The 26938-nt window shown below is 41.2% G+C and carries 21 protein-coding genes; 17 read left to right on the forward strand and 4 right to left on the reverse strand.

Annotated features, from left to right (window positions below):
- The first annotated feature begins 2 nt into the window (after positions 1-2).
- From EAF07_RS00225 to EAF07_RS00265, 9 genes are all read left to right on the forward strand, one after another.
- Positions 3-2408: a glycogen/starch/alpha-glucan phosphorylase gene (locus EAF07_RS00225; protein WP_121834295.1), complete on the forward strand. Its 2406-nt coding sequence runs from the start codon at positions 3-5 to the stop codon at positions 2406-2408.
- A gap of 182 nt (positions 2409-2590) precedes the next feature.
- The gene (gene atpE / locus EAF07_RS00230) at positions 2591-2791 is read left to right on the forward strand and encodes an ATP synthase F0 subunit C (RefSeq protein WP_121834296.1); all 201 of its coding nucleotides are present in this window, start codon (positions 2591-2593) and stop codon (positions 2789-2791) included.
- 38 nt (positions 2792-2829) lie between these two features.
- Positions 2830-3543, forward strand: a complete 714-nt coding sequence (atpB, locus tag EAF07_RS00235) for a F0F1 ATP synthase subunit A (protein WP_121834297.1) — start codon at positions 2830-2832, stop codon at positions 3541-3543.
- 21 nt (positions 3544-3564) lie between these two features.
- Positions 3565-4071: a F0F1 ATP synthase subunit B gene (gene atpF / locus EAF07_RS00240; protein WP_183121624.1), complete on the forward strand. Its 507-nt coding sequence runs from the start codon at positions 3565-3567 to the stop codon at positions 4069-4071.
- A complete protein-coding gene (locus tag EAF07_RS00245; RefSeq protein WP_121834299.1) occupies positions 4071-4604 on the forward strand; it encodes a F0F1 ATP synthase subunit delta in 534 nt (177 codons plus the stop codon). Before atpF ends, EAF07_RS00245 begins: the two co-directional genes overlap by 1 nt.
- 194 nt (positions 4605-4798) lie before the next feature.
- Entirely contained in the window at positions 4799-6307 is a 1509-nt protein-coding gene (gene atpA, locus EAF07_RS00250; protein WP_121834300.1) for a F0F1 ATP synthase subunit alpha, read from the forward strand.
- Between the two features lie 13 nt (positions 6308-6320).
- On the forward strand, positions 6321-7202 hold the full coding sequence (locus EAF07_RS00255; RefSeq protein WP_121834301.1) for a F0F1 ATP synthase subunit gamma: 882 nt from the start codon (positions 6321-6323) through the stop codon (positions 7200-7202).
- 215 nt (positions 7203-7417) lie between these two features.
- Entirely contained in the window at positions 7418-8824 is a 1407-nt protein-coding gene (gene atpD, locus EAF07_RS00260; RefSeq protein WP_121834302.1) for a F0F1 ATP synthase subunit beta, read from the forward strand.
- Between the two features lie 12 nt (positions 8825-8836).
- Complete coding sequence (locus tag EAF07_RS00265; RefSeq protein ID WP_121834303.1) at positions 8837-9256, forward strand: F0F1 ATP synthase subunit epsilon; 420 nt, start codon at positions 8837-8839, stop codon at positions 9254-9256.
- Between the two features lie 409 nt (positions 9257-9665).
- On the opposite strand, the gene ypfJ is transcribed toward EAF07_RS00265, so the two are convergent.
- Positions 9666-10580, reverse strand: coding sequence for a KPN_02809 family neutral zinc metallopeptidase (ypfJ, locus tag EAF07_RS00270; RefSeq protein ID WP_121834304.1), 915 nt, complete (start codon positions 10578-10580; stop codon positions 9666-9668).
- Positions 10581-10813: 233 nt separating this feature from the next.
- Here ypfJ and rexB point away from each other — a divergent pair, with 233 nt between their 5' ends.
- The 3 genes from rexB to addA are packed head-to-tail and all read left to right on the forward strand — an operon-like array spanning position 10814 to position 18378.
- Positions 10814-14104, forward strand: coding sequence for an ATP-dependent nuclease subunit B (rexB, locus tag EAF07_RS00275; RefSeq protein WP_121834535.1), 3291 nt, complete (start codon positions 10814-10816; stop codon positions 14102-14104).
- Positions 14094-14714 carry a DUF1349 domain-containing protein gene (locus EAF07_RS00280; protein ID WP_121834305.1) on the forward strand — a complete coding sequence of 207 codons (621 nt, stop codon included), beginning with the start codon at positions 14094-14096 and terminating at the stop codon, positions 14712-14714. The genes rexB and EAF07_RS00280 overlap by 11 nt, the downstream gene beginning before the upstream one ends.
- Entirely contained in the window at positions 14704-18378 is a 3675-nt protein-coding gene (gene addA / locus EAF07_RS00285; protein ID WP_121834306.1) for a helicase-exonuclease AddAB subunit AddA, read from the forward strand. The genes EAF07_RS00280 and addA overlap by 11 nt, the downstream gene beginning before the upstream one ends.
- Before the next feature lie 30 nt (positions 18379-18408).
- On the opposite strand, the gene EAF07_RS00290 is transcribed toward addA, so the two are convergent.
- Positions 18409-18714, reverse strand: coding sequence for a hypothetical protein (locus tag EAF07_RS00290; RefSeq protein WP_121834307.1), 306 nt, complete (start codon positions 18712-18714; stop codon positions 18409-18411).
- 251 nt (positions 18715-18965) lie between these two features.
- Between EAF07_RS00290 and trhO the strand changes: the two genes are divergently transcribed.
- Complete coding sequence (trhO, locus tag EAF07_RS00295; RefSeq protein WP_121834308.1) at positions 18966-19952, forward strand: oxygen-dependent tRNA uridine(34) hydroxylase TrhO; 987 nt, start codon at positions 18966-18968, stop codon at positions 19950-19952.
- Between the two features lie 147 nt (positions 19953-20099).
- Positions 20100-21026, forward strand: coding sequence for a TDT family transporter (locus EAF07_RS00300; RefSeq protein WP_121834309.1), 927 nt, complete (start codon positions 20100-20102; stop codon positions 21024-21026).
- A gap of 29 nt (positions 21027-21055) precedes the next feature.
- Here EAF07_RS00300 and gatD read toward each other — a convergent pair whose 3' ends face one another.
- Both gatD and murT read right to left on the reverse strand, forming a co-directional pair.
- Positions 21056-21844, reverse strand: a complete 789-nt coding sequence (gatD, locus tag EAF07_RS00305) for a lipid II isoglutaminyl synthase subunit GatD (RefSeq protein WP_121834310.1) — start codon at positions 21842-21844, stop codon at positions 21056-21058.
- Positions 21844-23187 carry a lipid II isoglutaminyl synthase subunit MurT gene (gene murT / locus EAF07_RS00310; RefSeq protein WP_121834536.1) on the reverse strand — a complete coding sequence of 448 codons (1344 nt, stop codon included), beginning with the start codon at positions 23185-23187 and terminating at the stop codon, positions 21844-21846. The genes gatD and murT overlap by 1 nt, the downstream gene beginning before the upstream one ends.
- Positions 23188-23285: 98 nt before the next feature.
- Here murT and cdaA point away from each other — a divergent pair, with 98 nt between their 5' ends.
- From cdaA to glmM, 3 genes are all read left to right on the forward strand, one after another.
- A complete protein-coding gene (gene cdaA, locus EAF07_RS00315) occupies positions 23286-24134 on the forward strand; it encodes a diadenylate cyclase CdaA (protein WP_121834311.1) in 849 nt (282 codons plus the stop codon).
- Positions 24131-25093, forward strand: coding sequence for a CdaR family protein (locus tag EAF07_RS00320; RefSeq protein WP_121834312.1), 963 nt, complete (start codon positions 24131-24133; stop codon positions 25091-25093). The genes cdaA and EAF07_RS00320 overlap by 4 nt, the downstream gene beginning before the upstream one ends.
- 481 nt (positions 25094-25574) lie before the next feature.
- A complete protein-coding gene (glmM, locus tag EAF07_RS00325) occupies positions 25575-26927 on the forward strand; it encodes a phosphoglucosamine mutase (RefSeq protein ID WP_121834313.1) in 1353 nt (450 codons plus the stop codon).
- Positions 26928-26938 lie beyond the last annotated feature (11 nt).

Raw genomic sequence — 26938 nt, forward strand, 5'->3', positions numbered from 1 at the left:
TTATGGAACTCAAACATTTAACAAAAGAACAATTTATTCGTGATTTTAAAGATACATTACATGAAGAGCAGTTGATTAAGGTCCCACGCGCAACACCTTCTGAGCTTTTCACAACTTTAGCTAAATTGATTCGCAAATATTATACAGACACTTGGATTGCCCGTAATCATAAATTATCTGGGAATCAGGAAAAAATAGCCTACTATTTTTCAATTGAATTCTTACCAGGTCGCATGCTTGAGACCAATCTTCTGAACCTAGGCATTCTGGACCTTGTTAAAGAAGGTTTTGCTGATCTTGAGGTTGATTTTGAAGAAGTGGTCCAAGCAGAGCATGACATGGCACTTGGTAATGGTGGTCTTGGTCGTTTAGCGGCAGCCTTTATGGATTCTTTGGCGACAACAGGTTATCCAGGTTTTGGTAATGGGTTACGCTACCAGTATGGTCTTTTCAAACAACGCATTGTTAATGGCTACCAAGTTGAATTACCAGATTCATGGCTTGGGTCAATTGGAAATGTTTGGGAAGTCCGTAAAGATCATGATGTGGTAGATGTGAAACTTTTTGGGGATGTCTACCTTCAGGCCAATGAAGAGGGACGTATCGTACCAGTTCACAATAATGCTCAGGTACTTCGCGCTGTTCCCTACGACGTTCCACAAATTGGTTTTGAAAATAATGTCATTAACAATTTGCGACTCTGGGATGTTGAAATTCCAGAAGAGTATGAATTGTATTACCCAACCTTAGACGCTAGACGTCGTGTGCAAGATATCACAGCAATCTTGTACCCTGATGACACTAGCTATGAAGGTAAAGAGCTTCGCTTGATTCAAGAATACTTCATGACAAGTGCCGGTCTTCAGACAATTATCAAGTCTTATCTTAAAATGGGATTGCCACTGGAAAAGATTCACGAAAAAGTTTCTGTCCACATCAACGATACGCACCCAGCAGTCGCACCAGCAGAATTTATGCGCCTCTTGCTTGATGAATATGGATTAGAATGGGATGCTGCATGGAATGCGACTGTTCAAACCATGAGTTATACCAACCATACCATTTTGTCAGAGGCTTTAGAAAAATGGGACGCAGGGCTATTTAAACATGTCTTGCCACGCGTTTACCAAATTATTCTTGAAATTGATCATCGTTTTGTGTCAAACTTGGCTCAAAATCATGTTGATGCAGGTTTGATTGAACGCACTCGTATTGTGAAAAATGGTCAAATCCATATGGCAAATCTTGCCATTATTGGTGGGCACTCAGTCAACGGTGTTGCTAAATTGCACACGGAACTTCTAAAAGAGGATACGCTTCACGATTTCTATGTGCTCTATCCAGAGAAATTCAATAACAAGACCAATGGTATTGTGCAGCGCCGTTGGACCCAAATTGCAGCTCCAGAATTATCACAGGCTATTGACCAAACAATTGGCAAAGGATGGCGCAAGGATATCCATGAACTTGAGAAATTGACTGCTTATGCAGATGACGAACAAGTACTTAACACATTCTACCAAGTGAAGAAAGAAGCTAAGGCGCGTCTTGCAGCCTACATTAAAGAGACAACGGGTGTCGAAGTCTCTACTGATGCTATCTTTGATGTCCAAGTTAAACGACTCCATGCTTATAAGCGCCAACTTCTTAATGTTCTTCATATCCTCAAACTTTACCATGACTTGAAGGACAATCCAGAGAAAAATATGGTTCCTCGCGTCTTTATTTTTGGGGCAAAAGCTGCGCCAGGCTATCATTTTGCAAAATCTGTTATTAAGCTAATCAATGAGATTGCTAATCTTATTAATCACGATGCCTCACTTCAAGGAAAACTTAAAGTGGTCTTCCTTGAAAACTATAATGTGAGCCTTGCTGAGCTTATTGTCCCAGCAGCGGATGTCTCAGAGCAAATTTCACTTGCGTCTAAAGAAGCATCAGGAACATCTAATATGAAATTTATGATGACAGGAGCAGTTACCCTTGCAACCCTTGATGGGGCTAATATCGAAATCAAGGACGAAGTTGGTGATGAAAATATCGTTATCTTTGGTATGGATAAGGATGCGGTATATGCTCACTATGCAGCTCATGATTATTATTCACGTGGTCTCTATGAGAGTAATCCTGTTATTCGCCGTGTCGTTGACAGTTTTGTTAATGGGACTATCTCAAATGCTCAGAGCGAAGGCGCAGAGATTTATGAAGCTCTCATTACTCACAATGACGAATACTTCTTGCTTGAAGATTTCACGTCCTATGTCGCAGCTCAAGAACGTATTGATGCCCTTTATCGTGATCAAAAATCTTGGGCAAAAGTTAGTCTGATGAACATTGCAAAATCGCATAAGTTTACTTCAGATGACACCATTACTGAGTATGCTGAAGATATTTGGAATTTGAAAAAATAATTATTAGCGGATTGAGGGGCGGAACAAGTTTCCAGCCTCTCTTAGTTTGATATTAGTCAATGTTGGTCAAAGAACCTAGACTAAATCGAACCGAAAGCGCCAACAATTCTTATATTTCGTTGACATTTGAAGGAAATAGGACTAAAATGGCTAGGTAAAAAAATTTTTAAGGAGAAATTCTAATGAATCTTGGTATTTTGGCGCTCGGTTTAGCTGCTCTTGGGGGATCAGTCGGTATTGGTCTCTTGGTAAGTAGTGTGTTACAATCTTCTGCTCGCCAACCTGAGATGTTCGGAAAATTCCAAACAACAATGTTCCTCGGAATTGCCTTTATTGAAGGGATGTTCTTTATCACACTCGCTATGGCATTTGCTATGCGGTAGAGCAAAAGATGGTTTATAATAGATAAGGAGAACTGACAATGGATCATTCAACTCCAAGTGTCCACCTAGGCCCAATTGTCATTGACCTCACCATTTTAAGTATGTCTCTTTTAACGGTACTTTTAGCCTTTGGCTTTATTTTCTGGGCGAGTCGCAAGATGACCCTAAAACCTGTTGGTAAGCAGAATGTTTTGGAATATGCCTATGAATTTGTTTATGGTGTGGCTAAGGGAAACCTAGGAGAAACTTACGCTAGAAAATACTTGCTTTTTTTATTTAGCCTTTTTATGTTTCTCCTCATAGGAAATAATATTGGTCTAGTAACCAAGTTGGAATCTGGTTCGGGAGAAAATCTCTGGATGTCTCCGACAGCCAACATGATGTTCGACTTTGGTTTGTCTTTAATTGTTACAGTGGTTTGCCATGTAGAAGGAGTTCGCCAGCGTGGTTTTAAAGCCTATCTTAAGGGATTTGTGACTCCGGCATATATGACCCCAATGAATATCATTGAAGAGTTTGCCAATTTCTTATCTTTGGCCCTGCGTCTTTATGGTAATATCTTTGCAGGGGAAGTGTTGATTGGACTTTTGGTTCAGTTAAGTCAGGCACATGTTCTATGGCAGCCAATTTCATTTCTGCTCACAGTGTTGTGGATTGCCTTTTCAGTATTTGTCTCTTGTTTGCAGGCGTATGTGTTTACAATGCTGACGTCGCTTTATCTTGGCAATAAGGTCAATGGACACGGACACTAATAAAAGCATAAGGAGTTTTTCATGTTAATAATGCATGGTGTTTCATTCGGAACACTTTTAGGTAATTTTATCATTGTGACAGGTTCGTTTTTGACCTTGCTGGTTTTGATTCGCATTTTTGCTTGGTCGAAAATTACAGGTATTTTTGAGGAGCGTGCGAAGCAGATTTCTGATGATCTTGCAAAGGCAGAAGACGCGCGACTAAAGGCTGAGGATTTTGTTTCTGAACAAGAGCAGGTGCTAAAAGATAGTCGTTTAGAGGCTAGTCAGATTATTGGTCAGGCAAATGCACGTGCAGCACATGATAAGGAAGCGATTTTAGTACAGGCTAAGGAAGAAGCGCAAGCGATCAAGGATAAGGCGCGTGAAGATGCGGAAGCAATCAAAGTAGAAGCTGTTGAATCTGCTAAAGAAGAAATTGCAGCTTTGGCCATTGATTTGGCAGAGCGCATTCTTGTTAATAAATTAGATGCTTCAGAGAAAACGACTTTGGTTGATCGCTATTTGGACCGTTTAGGAGAAGACTAATGGACTTAAAAAAAGATGCTCTGGTTCATAAATATGCCCAGGAGTTGGTTCAGGATGCGAAATTCCGTGACCAATTGACTGTTCTTTATGAGAATACTTCTGGCCTTATTGATATCTTTGTTGAGACAAAGCTGGATGCTGTTCTAGGTTCAGATAAGTTTGATTCTTCTGAAAAAGCGGGGCTTCTTCGTCGTTTGAATCGTCCAGAGTCCCCTCTTCTGAATACATTTTTGGACACTGCTATTGCAGAAAAAGAATTTGGGATGATTTTACCAGTTTTACAAGAAGTCCTTGTTAAGATTGGTGAGGAAACTCAGATTTTTGATATGGAAGTGGTTGTTGCTCAGCCATTGACCCAAGCCCAAAAAGAGCGCATCCGTAAAATTGTGGAAACAAAATTTTTGATTAAGACCCATCATCTGATTGAAACCGTAGATGACAGTTTAATTGGTGGTTTTATCATTAAGGTCAATAATCAAATTATTGATGCCAGTGTGCGAACACAAATTCAAGATATTAAACAAAAATTGTAAAAAGAGGATGTTAGACAAAGAGTCTATCTTAGTTTCCAGCGAGATGTTATGACTATCATGATTGTGTAGGTAACTGTTATCTCAACATACATCCTAAAGCTCTCCTCAGGAGAGTTTTAATTCGTAGAAATAGCATTTCAATGATTCTCTAAACCATAGAATAAAACGATTTTTAGATAGAAAGTGGTGTAAGCTTGGCTATAAATGCGCAAGAAATCAGTGCCCTTATTAAGGCACAAATTGATAACTTTCAGCCAAATTTTGAAATTACCGAAACTGGTATTGTGACCTATGTTGGTGACGGGATTGCTCGTGCTAGTGGTCTCAATGCTGCGATGAGTGGAGAACTTTTAGAGTTTTCTAATGGTTCTTACGGTATGGCACAAAATTTAGAAACTTCTGATGTCGGAATTATCATCCTTGGAGATTTTTCTGATATTCGTGAAGGTGATATTGTTAAACGTACTGGAAAAATTATGGAAGTCCCAGTCGGAGAAGCTTTAATCGGACGCGTGGTTAATCCCTTGGGGCAACCAGTAGATGGCCTTGGAGAAATTGCAACGACTGGTTTTAGACCTGTCGAGACACCTGCTCCAGGTGTTATGCAACGTAAGTCTGTTTCTGAGCCGATGCAAACAGGCCTTAAAGCGATTGATGCCTTAGTGCCAATTGGTCGTGGTCAACGTGAGTTGATTATCGGTGACCGTCAGACTGGTAAAACCTCAATCGCTATTGATGCGATCCTTAATCAAAAGGGAAATGATGTTATCTGTATCTACGTTGCGATTGGTCAAAAAGAATCAACTGTTCGTACGCAGGTGGAAACCTTGCGCAAGTACGGGGCGCTTGATTATACAATCGTTGTGACGGCGTCTGCTTCTCAACCATCACCATTACTTTATATCGCTCCGTATGCTGGTGTGGCAATGGCTGAAGAATTTATGTATAACGGTAAGCACGTTTTGATTGTTTATGATGATTTGTCAAAACAGGCTGTCGCTTATCGTGAACTTTCTCTTCTTCTTCGCCGTCCTCCAGGTCGTGAAGCTTATCCAGGAGATGTGTTCTACCTTCATTCACGTCTTCTTGAGCGTTCTGCTAAGGTTTCAGATGAGTTGGGCGGTGGTTCAATCACAGCTCTGCCATTTATCGAAACACAAGCAGGAGATATCTCAGCCTATATTGCGACCAATGTGATTTCGATTACTGATGGACAAATCTTCTTACAGGAGAATTTGTTTAACTCAGGTATTCGTCCAGCGATTGATGCGGGTTCATCAGTATCTCGTGTTGGTGGTTCAGCGCAGATTAAGGCAATGAAAAAGGTTGCTGGTACACTGCGTTTAGACTTGGCTTCTTATCGTGAGCTTGAAGCCTTTACGCAATTCGGTTCAGATCTTGATGCAGCAACTCAGGCAAAACTGAATCGTGGTCGCCGTACGGTAGAAGTGTTGAAACAACCAATCCACAAGCCGTTGCCAGTTGAAAAGCAGGTTGTCATTTTATATGCCTTGACGCACGGTTTCCTTGATGACATCCCAGTCAATGATATTTTAAAATTTGAAGAAGAATTATATCACTATTTTGATATGCACTATAGCTATATCTTTGATACGATTCGTACGACAAAAGATTTGCCTGAAGATGGTGTGCTTGATACGGCTATTCAAGATTTCAAAGATCAGTCGTTTTTTAACGCTTAAGGAGGACTGACAGATGGCAGGATCTCTTAGTGAAATTAAGGCAAAAATTCTTTCAACAGAAAAAACAAGTAAGATAACTAGTGCTATGCGGATGGTGTCATCAGCTAAGTTGGTAAAGGCAGAGCAAGCTGCTAAAGATTATCAAGTTTATGCTGCGAAAATTCGTCAAATCACCACTGATTTTCTAAAGACAGAATTGACCTCAGGCTCAGACAATCCAATGCTTGCTTCACGTCCTATTAAAAAGACGGGATATATTGTGATAACTTCTGATAAGGGACTTGTTGGTGGCTACAATGCTAAGCTGCTCAAGGCTGTTTTAGAATTGATTGCAGACTATCACGAGCCTAATGCTGATGACTATTCCATCATTTCAATTGGGTCCATCGGTTCTGACTTTTTCAAAACAAGAGGACTACCTGTTTGTTTTGAAATGCGTGGTCTTGAAGACCAACCGTCATTTGATCAGGTGAGTCGTATCATTTCTCAATCCGTTGAAATGTATAAAGAGGAATTTTTCGATGAGCTCTATGTTTGTTACAATCACCATGTCAACAGTTTGACTAGTCAGGTTCGTGTACAGAAAATGTTGCCTCTTTCAGACCTTGTCGCTGAAGAAGCGACAGATGAAGGTGTGACAGGTTTTGATTTGGAGCCTAGCCGTGAAGCGATTTTAGAGCAATTATTGCCTCAATATACAGAGAGTTTGATTTATGGTGCGATTGTTGATGCGAAAACAGCAGAGCATGCTGCGGGGATGACTGCTATGCAAACGGCAACAGACAACGCTGAGAAAGTGATTAGTGACTTGACGATTCAATATAATAGAGCTCGCCAAACAGCTATTACACAAGAAATTACGGAGATTGTTGCGGGTGCGAATGCCCTGGAATGATTTTCTAATCGTGTGAAAGATAATAAAAACAGTTGTCCCAGTGGCAAAGTTTTTACAAAATTAACAGAAAGGATAGTTCAGCTAGAGTGCCAAGTGATGGTACAATAGACTGAACAACCCTCAAATAGTATTTCAGGAAAACAGGTGTATGGCTTAAAACATGTGCCAGTAACTTTATCTCTGAATACTATTTTGATGGGATTTGTATCTTAATTATGAGTTCAGGAAAAATTGCTCAGGTTGTTGGACCTGTTGTAGACGTGAAGTTTGCAGCTGGTGACAAGTTACCAGAGATAAATAATGCCCTTGTTGTTTACAAAAATGGGGATAAAAAGCAGAAGATTGTTCTTGAAGTGGCCCTTGAATTGGGAGATGGTCTGGTTCGTACCATTGCGATGGAATCTACGGATGGTTTGACCAGAGGACTTGAAGTTTTGGATACAGGTCGTCCCATTTCTGTGCCAGTTGGTAAAGAAACGCTAGGTCGTGTTTTCAACGTTCTTGGAGATACCATTGACCTTGAAGAGCCTTTTAGCGAAGATGCGGAGCGTGAACCCATTCATAAAAAAGCGCCAGCTTTTGACGAACTGTCAACCTCATCTGAGATTTTAGAGACTGGTATTAAAGTCATTGACCTTCTTGCGCCCTATTTAAAAGGTGGTAAGGTTGGTCTCTTTGGGGGAGCAGGTGTTGGTAAAACCGTTCTGATTCAAGAATTGATTCACAACATTGCTCAAGAGCATGGTGGGATTTCAGTATTTACTGGTGTCGGTGAACGTACTCGTGAAGGAAATGACCTTTACTGGGAAATGAAGGAATCTGGTGTTATTGAAAAGACAGCCATGGTCTTTGGTCAGATGAATGAGCCACCTGGGGCACGTATGCGTGTCGCTCTGACTGGTTTAACGATTGCGGAGTATTTCCGTGATGTGGAAGGCCAAGACGTGTTGCTCTTTATTGATAATATCTTCCGTTTCACTCAGGCGGGTTCAGAAGTGTCAGCGCTTCTTGGTCGTATGCCGTCTGCCGTTGGTTACCAACCAACATTGGCAACAGAGATGGGACAATTACAAGAGCGGATCACTTCAACGAAAAAAGGTTCCGTTACCTCAATTCAGGCAATTTATGTTCCTGCCGATGACTACACTGACCCAGCACCAGCTACAGCCTTTGCGCACTTGGATTCAACGACAAACCTTGAGCGTAAGTTAACACAAATGGGGATTTATCCAGCGGTTGACCCGTTGGCATCTTCATCACGTGCCCTTTCACCAGGAATCGTTGGTGAGGAACACTATCAAGTGGCGACAGAGGTTCAACGTATTTTACAACGTTACCGTGAATTACAAGACATCATTGCAATCCTTGGTATGGATGAATTGTCGGATGATGAAAAGGTGCTTGTCAGCCGTGCTCGTCGCATTCAATTCTTCCTGTCACAAAACTTTAATGTGGCGGAGCAATTTACTGGTCAACCAGGTTCTTATGTGCCTGTTGTTGAAACGGTTCGTGGCTTTAAAGAAATTCTTGAAGGAAAACATGACATGTTACCAGAAGATGCTTTCCGTAATGTTGGGCCAATTGGTGATGTGATTGAAAAGGCTAAGAAAATGGGTTATTAAGGAGAACTGTAGATGACGTGTATGACAGTTCAGGTCGTTACACCTGATGGTATCAAATACGACCACCATGCCAACTATATTTCTGTGAGAACTACAGATGGGGAGATGGGGATTTTACCTGGTCACCTTAATATTATCGCTTCTTTGGATGTTCACGAGATGAAAATTCGTCGGATTGACGATGATAATCACGTGGACTGGGTTGCCATAAATGGCGGTATCATAGAGGTCAAAAATGATTTTGTGACGATTGTCGCCAACTCTGCCGAACGTGAGCGAGACATTGACGTCAGTCGTGCTGAGCGGGCAAAAATCCGTGCCGAACGTGAATTGGAAGAGGCACAGTCTACCAAAGACATCGACCAAGTGCGTCGTGCCAAGGTCGCACTACAGCGTGCCCTTAACCGAATCAATGTCGGAACCCACCAATAAAGTAATGAAAAAAGCCATCAGATATCTTGCTGATGGCTTTTTTCGTACGTTAATTTTTAAGGAAGTTTATAAGTGATACTTAACAAAAATCAAAAATTACTTTTGTGCTTTTTTCTAAAAAGTGCGGACGCTCCAAAGGTCTGGGAGACCTTTAGAGGTGGGAAATAGAGTTGACAAAGTCAACATCAAAACCTCCTACGGAGTTTCGTTGCTACTTTTTGAACCTCTCTATCGCAGTAGATGATTGGCTGTACTTGTCGACTACTCGACAGCGCCCAACCTAATCAACCTTGCAGGGGAAATACCACTATAGCGAAAGAAACATTTTTTCTCGCTACGCTCGTCACTATCTCAATAATTGTAGAGGTTCTAAAATTCTAATTTTGATTTTGAATGAGTATGATAAAGGTTACAAACTGTTTTCATTGACTGAGAAGGTGTCTCCGTGTTGGATATCGCCGTAGTGATAACCTCGGTCAAACCAGCGTTTACGTTGCTCAGAGGTTCCGTGGGTAAAACTATCAGGTACTACGCGTCCGCTATGCTTTTTTTGTAAGTGGTCGTCACCAACAGCATGCGCAGCAGTCATGGCTTCATCAATATCTCCGATATCTAATAGCCCTTGACCGTCAACATAGTGAGCCCAGGCTCCAGCATAGTAATCGGCTTGAAGCTCTAAGCGGACGTTGAGCTTATTAGCTTCGGTTTCGGACAAGCCACGACGGGCTTTAGCATATTGGCTCATTGTTCCTAATTGATTTTGAACGTGGTGTCCGACTTCGTGGGCAATCACATAGGCCATGGCAAAATCTCCGGGTGCACCGTATTTGGTTTTTAATTCTTCGTAAAAACTTAGGTCAAGGTAAACCTTGTTGTCAGCAGAACAATAAAATGGTCCAGATGGAGCAGAACCCGCGCCACAACCTGTTTGAATATAATCTGTGTATAGAGCTAATTTTGGAGATTCATAGGTAAGTCCATTACGTTCAAATTCTTGTTTCCAATAATCTTCGGTAGATGCAAGAACTTTTGAAATAAATTCGCCATCTTCATCAGAAACTTCGGCAGAACCAGTTTTTGAGACTTGAGTTGACTGATAGTTGCTCGATGTTCCGCCGCCTAAGATATTTCCAAGACCTGATCCGCCACCGAGAAAGAGGAGGAGAAGGATAAGGACAATTTTGGTTTTCCATCCTGTGCGTGAGAAAAGGAGTTGGAGAAGTAGACCGCTACCAGCACCTCCCATATTTAAGCCCCCGCCAGAGGATGGTTGACCACGATAGTCTTCGATATTTTTACTTTTTCTTAAATCATCAATTTTCATAGTGTCGTGTGTGAGCCTATAAGGGGTAATGGCAACTTGTTTTCGATTGTTTGATAGCTACTGCCTTTCTTATAGGGCATGTTTTGTTTACGGGAAACGAAAACATTCCTTTCTTCATATTAATCCTCTTTATTATACTTGAATTTTAGGATTTCGCCTAGTAAAGTGCAACGTTTGACAACAGAAAAGCCAGTTAGTTTTTGTTATAATAGAAAGATAGAATGGGGGATCAGATGAAACTCTTATATACAGATATTAAACAGGATTTGACGGTTGTTTTAGCTAAAGAAGCAGAGCAATACGCCAAGCGTGGTAAGCGTGTGTTTTATATTGCGCCAAACTCACTGTCTTTTGAGAAGGAGAAAAAGGTTTTAGTCAATTTACCACAAGGGGCTTCTTTTCGGATTACGGTGACGCGTTTTGGGCAGATGGCCCGTTATTTTTTACTGAATCATGCTGGAGCCAAAGAGAGCATTGATGAGAATGGCTTGGCAATGATTTTTTACCGTGCCTTGTCTGGACTTTCAGAGTCAGAGTTACGGGTTTATGGCAAATTAAAGCAGGACACGTCTTTTATTGAACAGTTAGTTGACCTTTACCAAGAATTGAAATCAGCCAACATGTCCTTACTTGATTTGGAAGGTCTGGATAATGAAGCGAAGCGGTCGGATTTACTAACGATTTTTGCGGCTGTTGAGGACCTTTTGCGTCAGCATGACTTTGATAATCAAAGCAAGCTCAGCCATTTTGCCCAAGAAATCAGAAGTGGTGGTCTTGATAAAGCTTTGGCGGAGACGGTTGTGGTGATTGACGGTTTCTCACGTTTTTCAGCTGAAGAAGAGATGGTGGTAAACCTTTTGCATGAAAAGGGTGTGGAGGTTATCATTGGGGCTTACATGAGCAAGGAAGCCTATTCATCTAATCTCACCGTTGGAAATAGCTACCAAGCTTCTATTGATTTTATCCGTTCCTTAGCAAAAGCTTACACGACAAAGCCAATCTATCTCCCTAGTGAAGATTTGGAAGAGACTCCTTTTTCTCGTCTGAGTCGTCTGGTGGAGCACCAGCATGATTTTACCGAGACGGACGAGGTCTTTTTGGAAGAGGACAAGGCGGCTATTACCATCTGGGAAGTCGTTAATCAGCGTGAAGAAATCACTCAGGTGGCTAAACGGATTCGCTACCTTTTGGCGCAAGGGGGTCGCTATAAGGACATTTGGGTTTTACTTGGCGATGTGGAATCCTATCAGTTACAAGTTGGTAAGATTTTTGAAAAGTTTGATATTCCTTTTTACATTGGTAAGGCTGAGAGCATGTCTACCCACCCTCTTGTCAATGTGATGGATGCCCTGTGTCGTCTGAAACGTTATCATTATCGCTCAGAAGATTTGCTTAATCTTTTAAAATCAGGTCTTATTGGAAATTTTTCACAAAAAAGGATTGACCGTTTTGAACAGTACGTGCGCTATGCAGATGTTAAAGGCTATAGCCGATTTAACCGAGAGTTTACCGCTAATATTGTGCTGCGAACGCAATTAAATGAAGATGGCACTCAAACAGAGGTTTACCGCTACGATTTGACTGCTATCAATCAGATGCGCCGGCAAATTATGGCCTCCTTGACGAGTCTCTTGTCAGCTAAGAAGCAAAAAGGGAAGAATCTTTTGACTAAGCTCAGCACCTTTTTTGAAGACAGTCATTTGATGGCAAATTTATCTGCAATGACAGAAGAGGCAGGTGTTAAAGAACGGGATCAACATGAGCAGGTCTGGGCAACATTTTCGAGACTACTGGAGCAATTTTATCAGATTTTCGGTGACGAAACCTTGTCGGTTGAGGAATGTCTTTCTTTAATCACTACAGGAATGTTATCTGCCCAGTACCGAACAGTTCCAGCGACTGTGGATGTGGTGATGGTAAAATCCTATGATTTGATTGAACCGCACTCAGCTCCTTATGTGTTTGCCTTAGGACTGTCTCAGGCTAATTTTCCTAAAATTGCGGTTAATAAATCCCTGTTATCGGATGAGGAGCGCAGCCATTTGAATGAGGTGACGGGAGACGCCGCTAAATTTGACATTGCTTCACGTGAAAACCTCAAGAAAAATCATTTTACAGCCTTGTCGCTTTACAATTCAGCAACAAAAGAATTGGTTTTATCCAGTCCTCAGCTGTCAGGAGACAGCACTAATGAGTTGTCGTCTTACTTAAAGGAGTTGAAAGAACTTGGTGTTCCAAGTGAGGAGCGTGGTCTGCATTTCGAAGCAAAAGGTGAGGAAATTGGGCATTACAAGGATGTGCTTGCGACTGCATTAGCGATTAATCGTGGCGAGTTAGACCGTGAATTAACCAAGGAAGAGCAAACCTTTTGGTCAGTTGCCGTTCGTTATTTACGTCAAAAACTGACCGAAAAGGCAGTATTGGTTCCTAGTATTTTAGATGAGGTCAAGACCAAACGGGTATCACCTGAGGTGATGGAAGTCCGTTTTCCTTTAGAAGACCCGATTCGATTATCCATTTCAGGATTGTCTACCTACTACAACAACCAGTATCTTTACTTTATCCGCTATATTTTGGGGCTAGAGGAAAAACTGTCCATTCATCCGGATGCTAGTATTCACGGTCAGTATTTGCATAGGGTCTTGGAGCGCCTACTCAGCGAAGCGTCAGCTTCTGAGGATTTTGATGGGGCTTTGGAAAAAGCTATCGCAGATACCAATCGTGAGACCAGCTTTGCCTTTGTCTATAGTCCAGAGGACCAAGAAAGTCAACTAGCTAGAAGCATCTTAGAAGATGTCGCTAGAAGTACAGCCAGCCTTTTCAAGAATGAGCGTCAGCTGGAAATCTTGTCTCAAGAAGACCGCTTTAGTTTTGACATTGGACATGAGATTACCGTCAATGGGATTATTGACCGAGTGGATAGACTTTCTGACGGTAGTCTTGGGGTTGTGGATTATAAGTCTAGCGAGACCAAGTTTGACCTTGAACGGTTTTATAATGGGCTGAATAGTCAGCTGGTGACTTATTTACAGGCTTTGAAAGAGCGTTACGGTATTGACACGGAACAACTTTTTGGTGCCATGTACTTGCACATGAAGACGCCTTCTGCCAAGTTATCAGATATGAAATCAGCGGATGATATTCTCTCTCAAAATATGACTAGTCTCATTTATCAAGGTTTGTTTGCAGAGGGAGAAAAAGAGCATTTGGTAGGCGGACCTTATAAAACAACAAATCAGCTCTATGACAAGGCAGAGCTTGATACCTTATTAACCTATAATCAAAAATTGTTCCAAGAAGCGGTGAAAGGGATTCGTTCGGGTAGCTTTGCTATTAATCCTTATACGACAGATTTGAAATCAGTACAGGGAGAACAGTTGAAAAACATAACGCATTTTGAAGCAGATCGCCATATGTTAACTCATGCGAGACGATTAGAAAAATTACCTCGCAAAGGAAGAACGATTGACAAGGCTCAAGCTTTATCACTAATGACAATGGAGGAGGACACAGATGAACTTTAAAGAATGGATTTGGACAAGAGAGCCCAAAACGTATCGTATTTCAGACAATGACATTACTGTAACTACCCAGCCTCATACCGATTTGTGGCAACGGACTTATTATCATTTTCGTAATGATAACGCTCCAGTTTTTCAGATGGAGACGGATGAGCAGTTTTTTAGCTTTGTCGTTAAGACAGATTTTTCAGGTGCTCACCATCGCTTTGACCAGTGTGGTGTTGTTATGTATTTGGACAGTGATAACTGGTTAAAGGCTTCTGTTGAGTATGAAAATGATGAGTTTCAGCATCTCGGTAGTGTTGTGACCAATGGAGGCTATTCAGACTGGGCAACCACAGAAATTGATACCTCTCAACGAGTGATGTGGTACCGTTTTAGCCGTCGTGGTGATGATTTTTGCATTGAAAATTCATTGGATGGTGTGACCTTTCATCAGATGAGAATCTGTCACATGGCAAAGGCACAGGGAACGATTCAATTTGGGATTTATGCCTGCTCACCAGAGGAATCATCCTTTGAGGCGGTTTTCTCTGACTTTGCCTTGTTAGATTGTCAATGGCAGGCACATGATGGGCAAGCACCTGATGCGGGAGAGGATGATGAGAATTAAACCCTTTTTAACATCTGAGGAAATTGCTGCGCGTGTAGCAGAGGAGATAAGTTCAGATAATCCACGTAAATTAACACCAGAACAAATTGAGGCCATTTATAGCAATGGGACTAATATTTTGGTTTCTGCCTCAGCGGGTTCAGGAAAGACCTTTGTCATGGTGCGACGCATTTTGGATATGATTAACCGTGGTGTGTCTGTTGATAGGCTCTTTATCTCGACCTTTACTGTTAAGGCAGCAGGCGAGCTCAAGGAGCGCTTGCAGACAGGCTTGATGGAGCTTTTACAAGAAACGACTGACGAAGAGACCAAGGTGTATTTGTCAGAGCAGTTAGCCCTTTTACCGACTGCTGACATTGGGACAATGGATGCCTTCACGCAAAAATTAGTCAGCCAGTATGGCTATCTCCTAGGGCTATCTCCTGTCTTTCGCATTATGGCTGACGCGTCTGAGCAGGCTCTGCTTCGTAACGATGTCTATGCAGACCTTTTCTCAGATTACATGACTGGCAAAGATGCTAATACCTTTAAGCAGTTGGTGAAAAATTTTTCTGGGACCAGCAAGAGTAGTAACAAATTTCGTGATTTGGTCTATCAGATTTATTATTTTAGTCAGGCGACAGCAAGTCCTAAACATTGGTTAGCTGATCAGTTTTTAGCCTCTAATCGTGTGCCAATAGCAGAGCAGGTTGAAACTTATTTGGCTGATTATATATCACCAACGGTTTTAGATAAGGTTATCTCTGAAGCGCTAGCTTTTTTCCAAAACCACTACGAAACGGTGACCAAGGAATTTCAAAAATCCTATAAGTACCTAACGGCTGTGGAGGAATTACTGGACCTGTTAAATGGGCTTGATATTTTGGGTCCACAGGAGTATTTATCAGACCAGCTAGAGAAAATCACTGCCCTATCCAGCCAGTTAACCATGCGGGTGGGGAATGTCAAGGATGAGGAACTCAAGCTCTTTGCCAAAGAATACAATCAAAATCGTCCAGCGTATCTTGCTCCGTTTTTAAATGCTAAGCAGGCCTTGATGGAAGCGACATTTCTAACCAAATACCAGCCAGAAACGATGCCGTTATTGGAACTCTTAAGAAACTTTGTGGTTGATTTTTCTGATCAATATTTGCAGGCAAAAATTCAGGAAAATGCCTTTGAATTTCATGATATTGCCCATTTTGCGATTGAGATTTTAGAAGAGTTTCCAGAGGTGGCTAGGTCTTATCAAGACCATTTCCACGAGGTCATGGTGGATGAGTATCAGGATAACAGTCACATCCAGGAACGTATGCTGGAACTTCTATCTAATGGTCACAATCGCTTTATGGTGGGAGACATTAAGCAGTCCATTTACCGTTTTCGTCAGGCAGACCCTCAGATTTTCAATCAAAAATTTAAGTTATTTCAGGAAAATGCAGACGCAGGAAAATTGATTTTGCTCAAGGAAAATTTCCGTTCCAGTTCAGAAGTTTTAGATGCCACAAATGATCTTTTTAGCCACATCATGGATGAAGAAGTGGGAGACATTCGTTACGATGACTTGCATTTATTAGTCGCAGGTTCTGAACAGCAAAAAGAAAAGCATCCTAACAACAAGACGCAACTGCTCATTTATAACACCGATAGTTGTGAGACCTCTGAGGAAGAAAATTCCGATGAGTCAACGATTTCTCAGGATGAAGTCGCCATTGTTATCAAAGAAATTATCCGTCTTCACAATGAACAAAAGGTCCCTTTTAAGGATATGACGCTTCTGGTAAGGTCCCGTACACGAAACGATTTGTTGTTGGCGACTTTTGAAGAACACGGTATTCCTCTGGTTGCTGACGGTGGTCAAAGTAACTATCTCCAGTCGCTTGAAGTCATGATTATGTTGGATACCTTGCGGGCGATAAATAACCCTTTAGATGACTACGCTCTAGTATCACTTTTACGCTCGCCCATGTTCCAATTTGATGAGGACGACCTCGCTAGGATAGCCATTCAAGCTAAGCACGGTGACTTTTATGACAAACTAGAGCTTGCTCAGGAGAGACGCGGTGCCCATGCAGACTTGGTGACAGATGACCTCAAGAAAAAGCTGGATATCTTTATGGAGACCTTCCTTTCTTGGCGGTCTTTGGCAAAAAGGCTGGCGCTTTATGACCTGATTTGGACCATCTATAATGACCGTTTTTACTATGATTATGTTGGAGCCCTACCACGTGCAGAGCAGAGACAGGCAAACTTGTATGCCCTAGCCCTTCGTGCCCATGCCTATGAAAAATCAGGTTTCAAAGGTTTGTCTCGCTTTATTACCATGATTGACCGTATCTTGGAAAATGACCATGACTTGGCAAATGTAGAAGTTGCCCCACCTAAAAATGCTGTCCAGTTCATGACCATTCACAAATCGAAAGGGCTGGAATTCAAGTATGTCTTTATCTTGGGAGCAGATAAACCGTTTTTCAATGCCCAAACCAGTGACCAATATCAGGACATTATCCTCAGTCGTGAGAAGGGGATTGGCATCAAATATCAGGCAGATGTAAAATCTGAATTTCCAGATGCTGTATTACCAAAAGTCCAAGTCAAGCTAGAGACGATTCCTTTCCAAGCGAACAAGAAAGAGGCAAAAATTGCCGCCCTGTCTGAACTGATGAGGCTCCTCTATGTTGGTATGACACGTGCTGAGAAACGTCTTTATCTTGTCGGTAAAGGCAGTCAAGAAAAATTGACTAACAAATATGATGGCGAATCCCAAAATGGCTTTATTCCAGCTTCACTCCGAGAAGAAATGTTGACCTTCCAAGATTGGTTTTTAGCGGTAGAAGCAGCCTTTGGAAAACAAGATTTGGCTTTTGATGTGGTTTATAGTGATCAAGCAGAGCTTACTGGTGATAAGATTGGACGATTAGAGATGACCGAGGAAATTCATCCTGATGACCTGTCTCAAAATCGTCAGTCAGAAGACATCAAACAAGCCTTAACGGTACTTGAATCAGTAGATGAGCTTAATCAACAATACCGCTCTGCTATTGGCCTACCAACTCTAAGAACGCCTAGTCAAATCAAGCAATTCTACGAGCCTGTGATGGATACGGATGGTGTGGAAGTGATGGAAGAAGCCAGTGCTGAACGTAAACAAGAAAGGTTAACTTTTGCTCTACCTGACTTTGGAAATAAGGCTTCACACAGTGCTGCTGCAGTTGGTTCAGCTACCCATGAACTCATGCAACGCCTAGATGTGACTCAACCAATCACCGAAAAAGCTATCAAGCAAGCTCTTCAAGAAGTGCAAGCGGATAAAGAGGTGAAAGCGAAGGTTAAGGTTGATAAGATTTTAGCCTTCTTTGAAACGGATTTAGGGCAGGAAATCTTGAGGAATACTGAGAACCTGTATCGTGAAGCGCCTTTTGCTATGCTGACTAAGGATAAGAGTAGCGGTGAAGCATTCGTTGTCCGTGGGATTGTTGATGGTTATCTTCTCTATGAGGATCATATTGTCCTCTTTGATTATAAGACAGATAAATTCACAGACAGCCAAGTCATTGTCCAACGCTATCAAAATCAAATGGCCCTTTATGCCCAAGCTCTCAGCCAATCTTATGGGATTGCTAAGGTTGACAAATACCTAGTGTTATTGGGTGGTGAGACTTTTGAAGTCGTGAAGGTAGACTAATCAAAAAATCGAGCTGTATAGCTCGATTTTTTAATGTAAGACAAAGTGTTCGATATGGATATCGTGGTCAGGATAGTTGTTGTGGAGGTGGTCAGCAATTTCTTCGTAGAGGGCTTTGACTTCCGCAATTTTTTCTGGTTGGTCTGAACCGATATAGTGGAATTGACACTCGATAGTCAAGAAGAGCTGATGGAAGAGGTCGTTCATTCTTTCTAACTGATCAAGGAGTTCCTGGTCGTTTTGGATAAAATCAGGGATTGCCTTGCGTTCGTCAGCATAGGCATCCTTTGGGGTTAATGGGTAGGTACCGTATTCTAGGCATAGTTCATAAGTCATGGGAATATCTCCTTGGAATTTCTTACTTCCACTATACCACAGGCGGTGGGGAATGTGAAACTATCTGCTCTGCTTTTTCCAAAACCAAAAGAAGCATTGAAAGAATATGACATCTGGTAGGTGACTATCCTCTTTGAAAAGAATGCGCTTTATTTTTGTGAAAAAAACCACAAGCAAAACCCTTTGGAAGAGAGTGAAAGCACGGTATAATAGAAACCTATTATGAACTCGTATGAGAAAAGGAGACTAACATGTCAAACGACATTCGTGTATTACTTTACTATAAATATGTTCCAATTGAAAATGCTAAGGAATATGCTGCTGAGCACCTTGCTTTCTGTAAATCTATCGGACTTAAAGGTCGTATCTTAATTGCAGATGAGGGAATCAATGGTACCGTATCTGGTGACTACGAAACCACTCAGAAGTACATGGACTGGGTGCACTCTGATGAGCGTTTTGCGGATCTCTGGTTTAAAATTGACGAAGAGCCACAAGACGCCTTCAAGAAAATGTTTGTACGTTATAAAAAAGAAATCGTTCACCTTGGTTTAGAGGACAACGATTTTGATAGTGACATCAATCCTCTTGAAACAACTGGTGAATACCTTAACCCGCAACAATTCAAGGAAGCTCTGCTTGATGAAAACACAGTGGTTCTTGACACACGTAATGACTACGAATATGATCTTGGTCACTTCCGTGGCGCAATTCGTCCAGATATCCGTAACTTCCGTGAGTTACCACAATGGGTCCGTGATAACAAAGAAAAATTCATGGAAAAACGCGTTGTCGTTTACTGTACAGGTGGTGTCCGCTGTGAGAAATTCTCTGGTTGGATGGTTCGTGAAGGATTCAAAGATGTTGGTCAGCTCCACGGTGGTATTGTCACTTATGGTAAAGACCCAGAAGTGATGGGTGAACTTTGGGATGGGGCAATGTACGTCTTTGACGAGCGTATCTCAGTCCCTGTAAATCGTGTGAATCCAACTGTTATCGGTCGTGACCACATTACTGGTGAAGAGTGTGAGCGTTATGTCAACTGTGCAAACCCATACTGTAACAAACAAATCTTCATGTCAGAAGAAACAGAAAGCAAATACGTTCGTGGTTGTTCAGCAGAATGCCGTGCGCATGAACGTAACCGCTACGTGGCTGAAAATGGCTTAACACGCCAAGAGTGGGCAACACGTTTAGAAGCGATTGGTGAAACATTGCCAGGAGTGGTTATGGCATAAAGTAAAAAATTAAAACTGAGATGGACATTCATGAGAGCTGAGCAATCATGAGTGTTTGTCTCTTTTTTGTTTTTATCTCAATAATTTTTAATGCAGAATGTCAAAAATGCTATAATAAGTTTTAACGTAATCAAAGGAGATGGAGACATGAGATTAGAAAAGGCACCTTTGGCAACTTCTGGACTGATTTTAGGATTGTTAGGGTTGGGAAATTTGTTAAAAGAATTTTCTGTTTTGGCAACTGCCGTATGTGCTATTGTGGCGGTGCTGTTATGGTTATACTTGTTTTATTCGATGTTGTCCGATCGTAAAAGTGTTCAAAACCAGTGGCGAAGTTCTCTTGTGCAATCAGTTTTTACGACTTTTTTCATGTCAGGTTTGCTCAGTTTGACTTATTTGAAGCATTTCTTTGGGGGTTATGAACCAATTGCTGAGCTCTTGAAACCGCTGTGGTTTATATGGCTAGTAGCATTAATCGGTCATATGGTACTCTTTTCTAAGAAGTATCTCCTTAACTTATCACTCCAAAACGTTTTTCCCTCATGGACAGTCCTTTATGTTGGTATTGGTGTGGCAGCTTTAACAGCACCACTCAGTCAACAATTTTTCATAGGAAAACTTATTGTAATTTATGGCATTGTGGCAACTATTTTAGTTTTACCGCTCATTTTCTATCGGTTGAAAAAGCATCCGCTGGAAACAGCGATGAAACCAAACACGGCAACAATTTGTGCCCCATTTTCTCTTGTCACAGCAGCTTACGTTAGCAATGTTGAAACTCCTAATAAGCTAGTTTTAGGAATTTTATTGGTAGCAGCACAGCTTTTCTATTTTTATATCTTGCTCCAATTACCCAAACTGCTTAAACGACGGTTCACACCAGCTTTCTCAGCTTTTACCTTTCCATTGGTCATTTCTGCGACAGCTCTAAAAAGTAGTGTCAAGATACTGGTTTTACCTGTGCCAAGTATCTGGCAGATGTTAGTCTTATTTGAAATAATTGTAGCCACATTTATGGTTAGTTACGTTTTGATGGGTTATATTGGATTTTTGACGGGGCAAAAGCTACGCTAGAAGCATAAAAAGCACGAAAACGTGCTTTTTTACTTTTCAAATTCTGCCTTGCTTTTAACGTCTCCGTATTCTTCAGCGACTTCTAGGCTGAGAATATCTTGATAGCTAGGCAAGGTGATATCCTGACCGTATTTATTACGAAGTGCTGTTGTGACTAAGCGATAGGCTAAGTTAGCATTGCGTGACAGAATAGGACCGTGGAAATAGGAACCATATACGTTTTTGTAGTGGACACCTTCAGTACCATCTTCGTTATTATTTCCTTTACCATAAATCACTTTACCAAGTGGCTTTTCATCATCTGAGAGGAAGGTGCGGCCTTGATGGTTTTCAAACCCGTAGTAGGTTTCGTTAAATTCTTCATTGTGAATTTTGACATCACCGATAAAACGATTATTTTCCTGATTGAGGGTATAATGCCCCATCACTCCAATGCCATCAATGCGAACACCATTTGCCTGAATATAATATTGTCCGAGTAACTGGAAGCCACCACAGATGGCTAGGATAACCTTGTCATTTTGAATGAAACGGTCAATTGGTTCACGTTTGCTTGGTAAGTCTTTGGCAACGATTGATTGTTCATAGTCTTGCCCACCACCGAAGAAAACCATATCGTAGTAATTGTCATCAAATTCATCACCGACAGACACAATATCAAAGGTCATTTTTGCCCCTAATTTTTCCCCGACGTACTTCATCATGAGAACATTTCCATTATCACCATAAGTATTGAGGAGATTTCCGTAGAGATGGGCGACATTGAGCTCGTATTGGTAATCCTTGTCGGCAGGAGATTGTAGTGAGGTATAAGTCATTAGTTCATCTCCTTTCCAACAGCATGGCGCTGAGCTAAGAGCTCTCGGAATTCTAGCATAGCAGTGTAAGTAGCAAGAATATAAGCATAATCACTCTCTTGATTTTCAATCAAGGTCATAATGTCTTCCAGTTTCTCAGCTTGGGTAATTTTAGTTTCATTGTAACCAGTCACGCGCAAGCGACGAGCAATTTCAGAATGACGAACACCACCAGCGTTGATTTCTGTAATATCCATCTCATTGATGAGTTCAAAATTAGCATCCCAAATCCAACTGGTATCAATGCCATCAGCATAGTTTGCATTGAGAAGGACTGACAAGCTAAAAGGATAATCAGCTAGTTTAATCATCTCGAGAGCTTGGCTTGCTCCGACCGGATTTTTAATGAGAACCAGTGTACATGATTTGTTACCAATCTTAAAGGTTTCTTGACGTCCAAAAACGGCACGAGATTTGTCAAAACCAGCCTTGATTTTCTCTGGAGATACCCCGAAATATTCAGCGACAGAGACAGCGGCAAGGGCATTGTAGATATTATAAAGTCCCCCGACATTGATTTTGTAATCCTGCCCATCAATGACAAATTCAGAAGCAGTATTGGTGATTGTTTTTAGTTCTGTTAATTTGTAATTGAGTTCAGGTCGTTTGAAGTTACAGTTGGGACAGATATAGTCACCTAGATTCGCATAGGTATTAAGAGTGTACTGCAGGATGCCTTCACAGTTTGGACAGACAATTCCTTCTGTGTTGTAGTGGGCCAAAGCTGGCGCAGCTTTTTCAGTATCAAAACCGTAAAATTGAACGGGATTTACCACTTTTTTAGAATTGAAAAGTGGGCTGTCGCCATTAGCCAAAATCGTCGCTTGAGGTGCTTTTGCTGCACCATCTAAAATCATTTGGTAAGTGGTATAAATCTCTCCATAGCGATCCATCTGGTCACGGAAAATATTGGTAAAGACGAAAAGGCTTGGTGTGATGTATTCGGTAATCTTTGGAAGGCTAGCTTCGTCAATTTCGAGCACCGCAATTTTTTTACCAGATTTTCCTTTTTTAGCAGTTAAAAAAGTTGACGTAATCCCTGTAATCATATTAGCACCGCTTGGGTTAGTCACAATCTCTCCGAAGGCTTCTTTGAGAATACCGACAGTGAGAGCAGTTGTGAGAGTTTTACCATTAGTGCCTGTGACAACAACGATTTCATAATCTTGAGCTAAGCTATTTAAAATATCTTTATCAAATTTAAGGGCAATTTTTCCAGGAAGCGTTGAACCGCGTCCCAATTTTGAAAGGATAAAATGAGCTGATTTACCAGCTAAAATTCCTAGAGTTGTTTTTATAGTCATGAGCATATTTTACCATAAAAGATGTAGAGAGTTAAGGAAAAATGGTCTGATTTGTGCTATAATTAAGAAAGAATTTTTGAAAGAACAAGTGACGACAGATGAAATTATTATCACATATTGATGCTAATTATTGGGCATCACTGGTTTCAAGTCCTTGGGTTTTGGCGATTAATATCTTAGATATTGTCATTGTTGCCTATTTGATTTACCGTTCGATAAAAGCCTTGGCGGGAACCAAGGTGATGACACTTATTCAAGGAACGGTATTTTTTGTTCTGACCAAATTTGTGGCAGAATGGCTAGGCTTTGCGACGATTTCTTATTTGATGAATCAAGTCATTACCTATGGAATTATCGCAGGTGTCGTGATTTTTGCTCCTGAGATTAGGGCAGGATTGGAACGCTTTGGACGAGCTACGAATGTTTTTATTGGGACACAGGTTGTTAAAGATGAGGAAAAAGTGATTGAGGCTTTGGTCAAGTCAGTCGCTTATATGAGTCCTCGGAAAATTGGGGCTCTGATGTCCATTGAGGGCACACAGACCTTAAGAGAGTATAAAATGAGTGGGATTCCCCTCAATGCTGATATCTCAAGCCAGCTTCTTATCAATATCTTTATCCCCAACACCCCATTGCATGATGGTGCTGTCATTATTGAAGGAAATAAAGTAGCTACTGCATGTTCCTATCTCCCACTCTCAGAATCTCAAGCCATTTCTAAAGAATTTGGGACAAGACATAGAGCAGCAATCGGTTTATCAGAACATTCAGATGCTTTAACCGTCATCGTCTCAGAAGAAACGGGGGCCATTTCGGTTGCTTACAAGGATAACTTTATCCATGATTTAAGTGTTGAAAAATTCGAAGCCTTGCTCAGAAGTCTTTTGGTTACTGAGGAAGTTCAAGAGAGTTTCTGGAAACGGTGGTTTGGAGGTAAGAAGGTATGAGAAAACGACTTTTTACAAAAAACTCTGGTATCGGGCTCGTTTCGTTATTATTTGCCCTGTTGCTTTTTTTTGCAGCAACATCTAGTAACTATAACAGCACTCAAGGGCAGTTTGATCGAACCACAGAGACTTACAGTCATACCTTAGAAAATATTCCGATTGATATTAAATATGATAGTGATAAATACTTTATTTCAGGTTATTCTTATGAAACGGAAGTGTACCTCACTTCAACCAATCGTTTGAAGCTTGATTCAGAGATTAATAAGTCAACACGAACTTTTAAAGTTGTTGCCGATTTGACCAATTTGAGCGAAGGGACAAGTAAGGTAACGCTTCAAGTGAAAGATTTACCAGATGATGTCTCTGCAACAGTTTCTCCAGTCAGTATGTCGGTTACCATTGGTAAGAAAAAAACAGAAACATTTCCTGTGAGAGTTGAATTGACTGAGGACCAGTTTGAAGATGGTTATGCATTGGAGTCTTATGAATTAAGCTTAACAAAGGTCAAAGTCACAAGTGATGAGACAAATATTGGTCAAATTGACCATGTGGTGGCTGCTCTTCCAGATGGAACGCGACTTGATGAGGATTATAACGATGGTGTAACCCTACAGGCAGTTTCTCAAAATGGTATGATTTTACCAGCAGTCGTTGAACCTGCTAGTGCAAATCTGAAAATCAAAGTCAAACCAGTGACGAAAACTGTTCCTATCAGGGTTGAGTATATCGGTAATATGAGCAGTGAAGTATCAGATATAAAATATGGCTTATCCTTTGATAAGGCAGTGATTCAAGGAACTCAAAAAGCAATAGAGTCTATAGATGAACTGGTTATCTTTGTTGATATCACTGATTTAAAAGAATCAGCGATTCACACCATGCCTCTTGAAGCAGACGGTGTCAGTGTAACACCAGAAGTAGTAGATGTGACACTTAATGTTGTGAAGAAGAAATAGTTTAGTTATCTTTTTGACACACAGAAAGTTTAGACTAAGATGGTATTTATAAGAGTGGATTTTCATAAAAGGGAGTTTAGGCTCCTGATTGTGTGAAAATTATGTCGACATTCTTATGGAAACTTGAAGGGTAATGAGGTTGTTAGGCTAGACATTTGAACTCAGTCTACGCCTCAAACTTTTCGCAAGAGAATTTAATTAGTAATATAATAGAAAATTAGAGAAAGGAAATGTTTGATACCAGCTAATTGTGGTTGGAATTGAACACGGGACGCTAAAAAAAGTGTCTTATTTCCGAAGTGATTTAGCCAATAACTGGCAAAAAATTAATATAAAAGAAAGGTAATGAGGTTGTTAGGCTAGACATTTGAACTCAGTCTAAAAGCGTCGAGAAAATGATAAACTCTCCTAGTGTCTCTAGGACACTTCGTTGAGTTTCCTATTTTCTTCTCGCTTTCTTAACGACCTCTGTATCATAAAGATGGGTAAATATTTTGGGACGGATGGTGTCCGTGGTGAAGCTAATGTTGAATTGACGCCAGAATTGGCTTTTAAGCTTGGGCGTTTTGGTGGTTACGTTCTTAGTCAGCATGAGACAGGGCGTCCGAAAGTTTTTGTGGCGCGTGACACACGTATTTCAGGTGAGATGCTTGAGTCTGCTTTGATTGCAGGTTTGCTTTCAGTTGGTATTGAAGTTTATAAGCTAGGTGTTTTAGCGACACCAGGTGTTTCTTATTTGGTGCGTACGGAAAATGCTAGCGCAGGAGTCATGATTTCAGCTAGTCACAACCCAGCATTGGATAATGGAATCAAATTCTTTGGTGGTGATGGGTTTAAGTTAGCTGATGATCAAGAAGCAGAGATTGAAGAACTTCTTGATGCTGCAGAAGACACTCTCCCACGTCCATCAGCAGAAGGGCTAGGAACTCTTGTTGACTATCCGGAAGGGCTTCGTAAATATGAAAAATTCATGGTTTCAACGGGACTTTCTTTAGATGGCATGAAGGTTGCCCTTGATACGGCAAATGGTGCTGCGGCAGCTTCGGCACGCAATATTTTCTTGGATTTAGGTGCAGAAATTACGGTGATAGGTGATAAACCTGACGGGCTTAATATCAATGCTGGTGTCGGTTCAACTCACCCTGAACAATTGCAAGAAGTGGTGAAAGAATCTGGCTCTGCTATTGGCCTTGCCTTTGATGGTGATAGTGATCGTCTGATCGCTGTTGATGAAAATGGGGAGATTGTTGACGGTGATAAAATCATGTACATTATCGGTAAGTACATGTCTGAAAAAGGTCAGTTGGCACAAAATACCATTGTCACGACAGTCATGTCCAACCTTGGTTTCCATAAGGCGCTTGATCGCGAGGGAATTGCTAAGGCTGTAACGGCTGTTGGTGACCGATATGTGGTCGAAGAAATGCGTAAAAATGGCTATAATCTCGGTGGTGAGCAGTCTGGTCATGTGATTATCATGGATTATAACACGACTGGTGATGGGCAATTAACAGCAATTCAGTTGACAAAAGTGATGCAAGAAACTGGGAAATCTCTTTCTGAGTTGGCTTCTGAAGTGACGATTTACCCGCAAAAATTGGTTAATATCCGTGTTGAAAATAGCATGAAAGATAAGGCGATGGAAGTCCCAGCTATTGCAGCTATCATTGAAAAAATGGAAAACGAAATGAATGGCAATGGTCGCATCTTGGTACGTCCAAGTGGAACTGAGCCTTTGCTCCGTGTCATGGCAGAAGCACCAACACATGAGCAAGTAGATTACTACGTTGACACCATTGCAGATGTTGTCCGTGTAGAAATTGGAATTGATTAATAGGAATTGAA

Source organism: Streptococcus hillyeri (genome assembly GCF_003686955.1).
Taxonomy (GTDB): domain Bacteria; phylum Bacillota; class Bacilli; order Lactobacillales; family Streptococcaceae; genus Streptococcus; species Streptococcus hillyeri.

Excerpts from the sequence above, each read along its gene's own strand:
- EAF07_RS00225 (WP_121834295.1), top strand. The coding sequence starts at position 3 with ATGGAACTCAAACATTTAACAAAAGAACAATTTATTCGTGATTTTAAA.
- atpE (WP_121834296.1), top strand. The coding sequence starts at position 2,591 with ATGAATCTTGGTATTTTGGCGCTCGGTTTAGCTGCTCTTGGGGGATCA.
- atpB (WP_121834297.1), top strand. The coding sequence starts at position 2,830 with ATGGATCATTCAACTCCAAGTGTCCACCTAGGCCCAATTGTCATTGAC.
- atpF (WP_183121624.1), top strand. The coding sequence starts at position 3,565 with ATGTTAATAATGCATGGTGTTTCATTCGGAACACTTTTAGGTAATTTT.
- EAF07_RS00245 (WP_121834299.1), top strand. The coding sequence starts at position 4,071 with ATGGACTTAAAAAAAGATGCTCTGGTTCATAAATATGCCCAGGAGTTG.
- EAF07_RS00255 (WP_121834301.1), top strand. The coding sequence starts at position 6,321 with ATGGCAGGATCTCTTAGTGAAATTAAGGCAAAAATTCTTTCAACAGAA.
- atpD (WP_121834302.1), top strand. The coding sequence starts at position 7,418 with ATGAGTTCAGGAAAAATTGCTCAGGTTGTTGGACCTGTTGTAGACGTG.
- EAF07_RS00265 (WP_121834303.1), top strand. The coding sequence starts at position 8,837 with ATGACGTGTATGACAGTTCAGGTCGTTACACCTGATGGTATCAAATAC.
- ypfJ (WP_121834304.1), bottom strand. The coding sequence starts at position 10,580 with ATGAAAATTGATGATTTAAGAAAAAGTAAAAATATCGAAGACTATCGT.
- rexB (WP_121834535.1), top strand. The coding sequence starts at position 10,814 with ATGAAACTCTTATATACAGATATTAAACAGGATTTGACGGTTGTTTTA.
- EAF07_RS00280 (WP_121834305.1), top strand. The coding sequence starts at position 14,094 with ATGAACTTTAAAGAATGGATTTGGACAAGAGAGCCCAAAACGTATCGT.
- addA (WP_121834306.1), top strand. The coding sequence starts at position 14,704 with ATGAGAATTAAACCCTTTTTAACATCTGAGGAAATTGCTGCGCGTGTA.
- EAF07_RS00290 (WP_121834307.1), bottom strand. The coding sequence starts at position 18,714 with ATGACTTATGAACTATGCCTAGAATACGGTACCTACCCATTAACCCCA.
- trhO (WP_121834308.1), top strand. The coding sequence starts at position 18,966 with ATGTCAAACGACATTCGTGTATTACTTTACTATAAATATGTTCCAATT.
- EAF07_RS00300 (WP_121834309.1), top strand. The coding sequence starts at position 20,100 with ATGAGATTAGAAAAGGCACCTTTGGCAACTTCTGGACTGATTTTAGGA.
- gatD (WP_121834310.1), bottom strand. The coding sequence starts at position 21,844 with ATGACTTATACCTCACTACAATCTCCTGCCGACAAGGATTACCAATAC.
- murT (WP_121834536.1), bottom strand. The coding sequence starts at position 23,187 with ATGACTATAAAAACAACTCTAGGAATTTTAGCTGGTAAATCAGCTCAT.
- cdaA (WP_121834311.1), top strand. The coding sequence starts at position 23,286 with ATGAAATTATTATCACATATTGATGCTAATTATTGGGCATCACTGGTT.
- EAF07_RS00320 (WP_121834312.1), top strand. The coding sequence starts at position 24,131 with ATGAGAAAACGACTTTTTACAAAAAACTCTGGTATCGGGCTCGTTTCG.
- glmM (WP_121834313.1), top strand. The coding sequence starts at position 25,575 with ATGGGTAAATATTTTGGGACGGATGGTGTCCGTGGTGAAGCTAATGTT.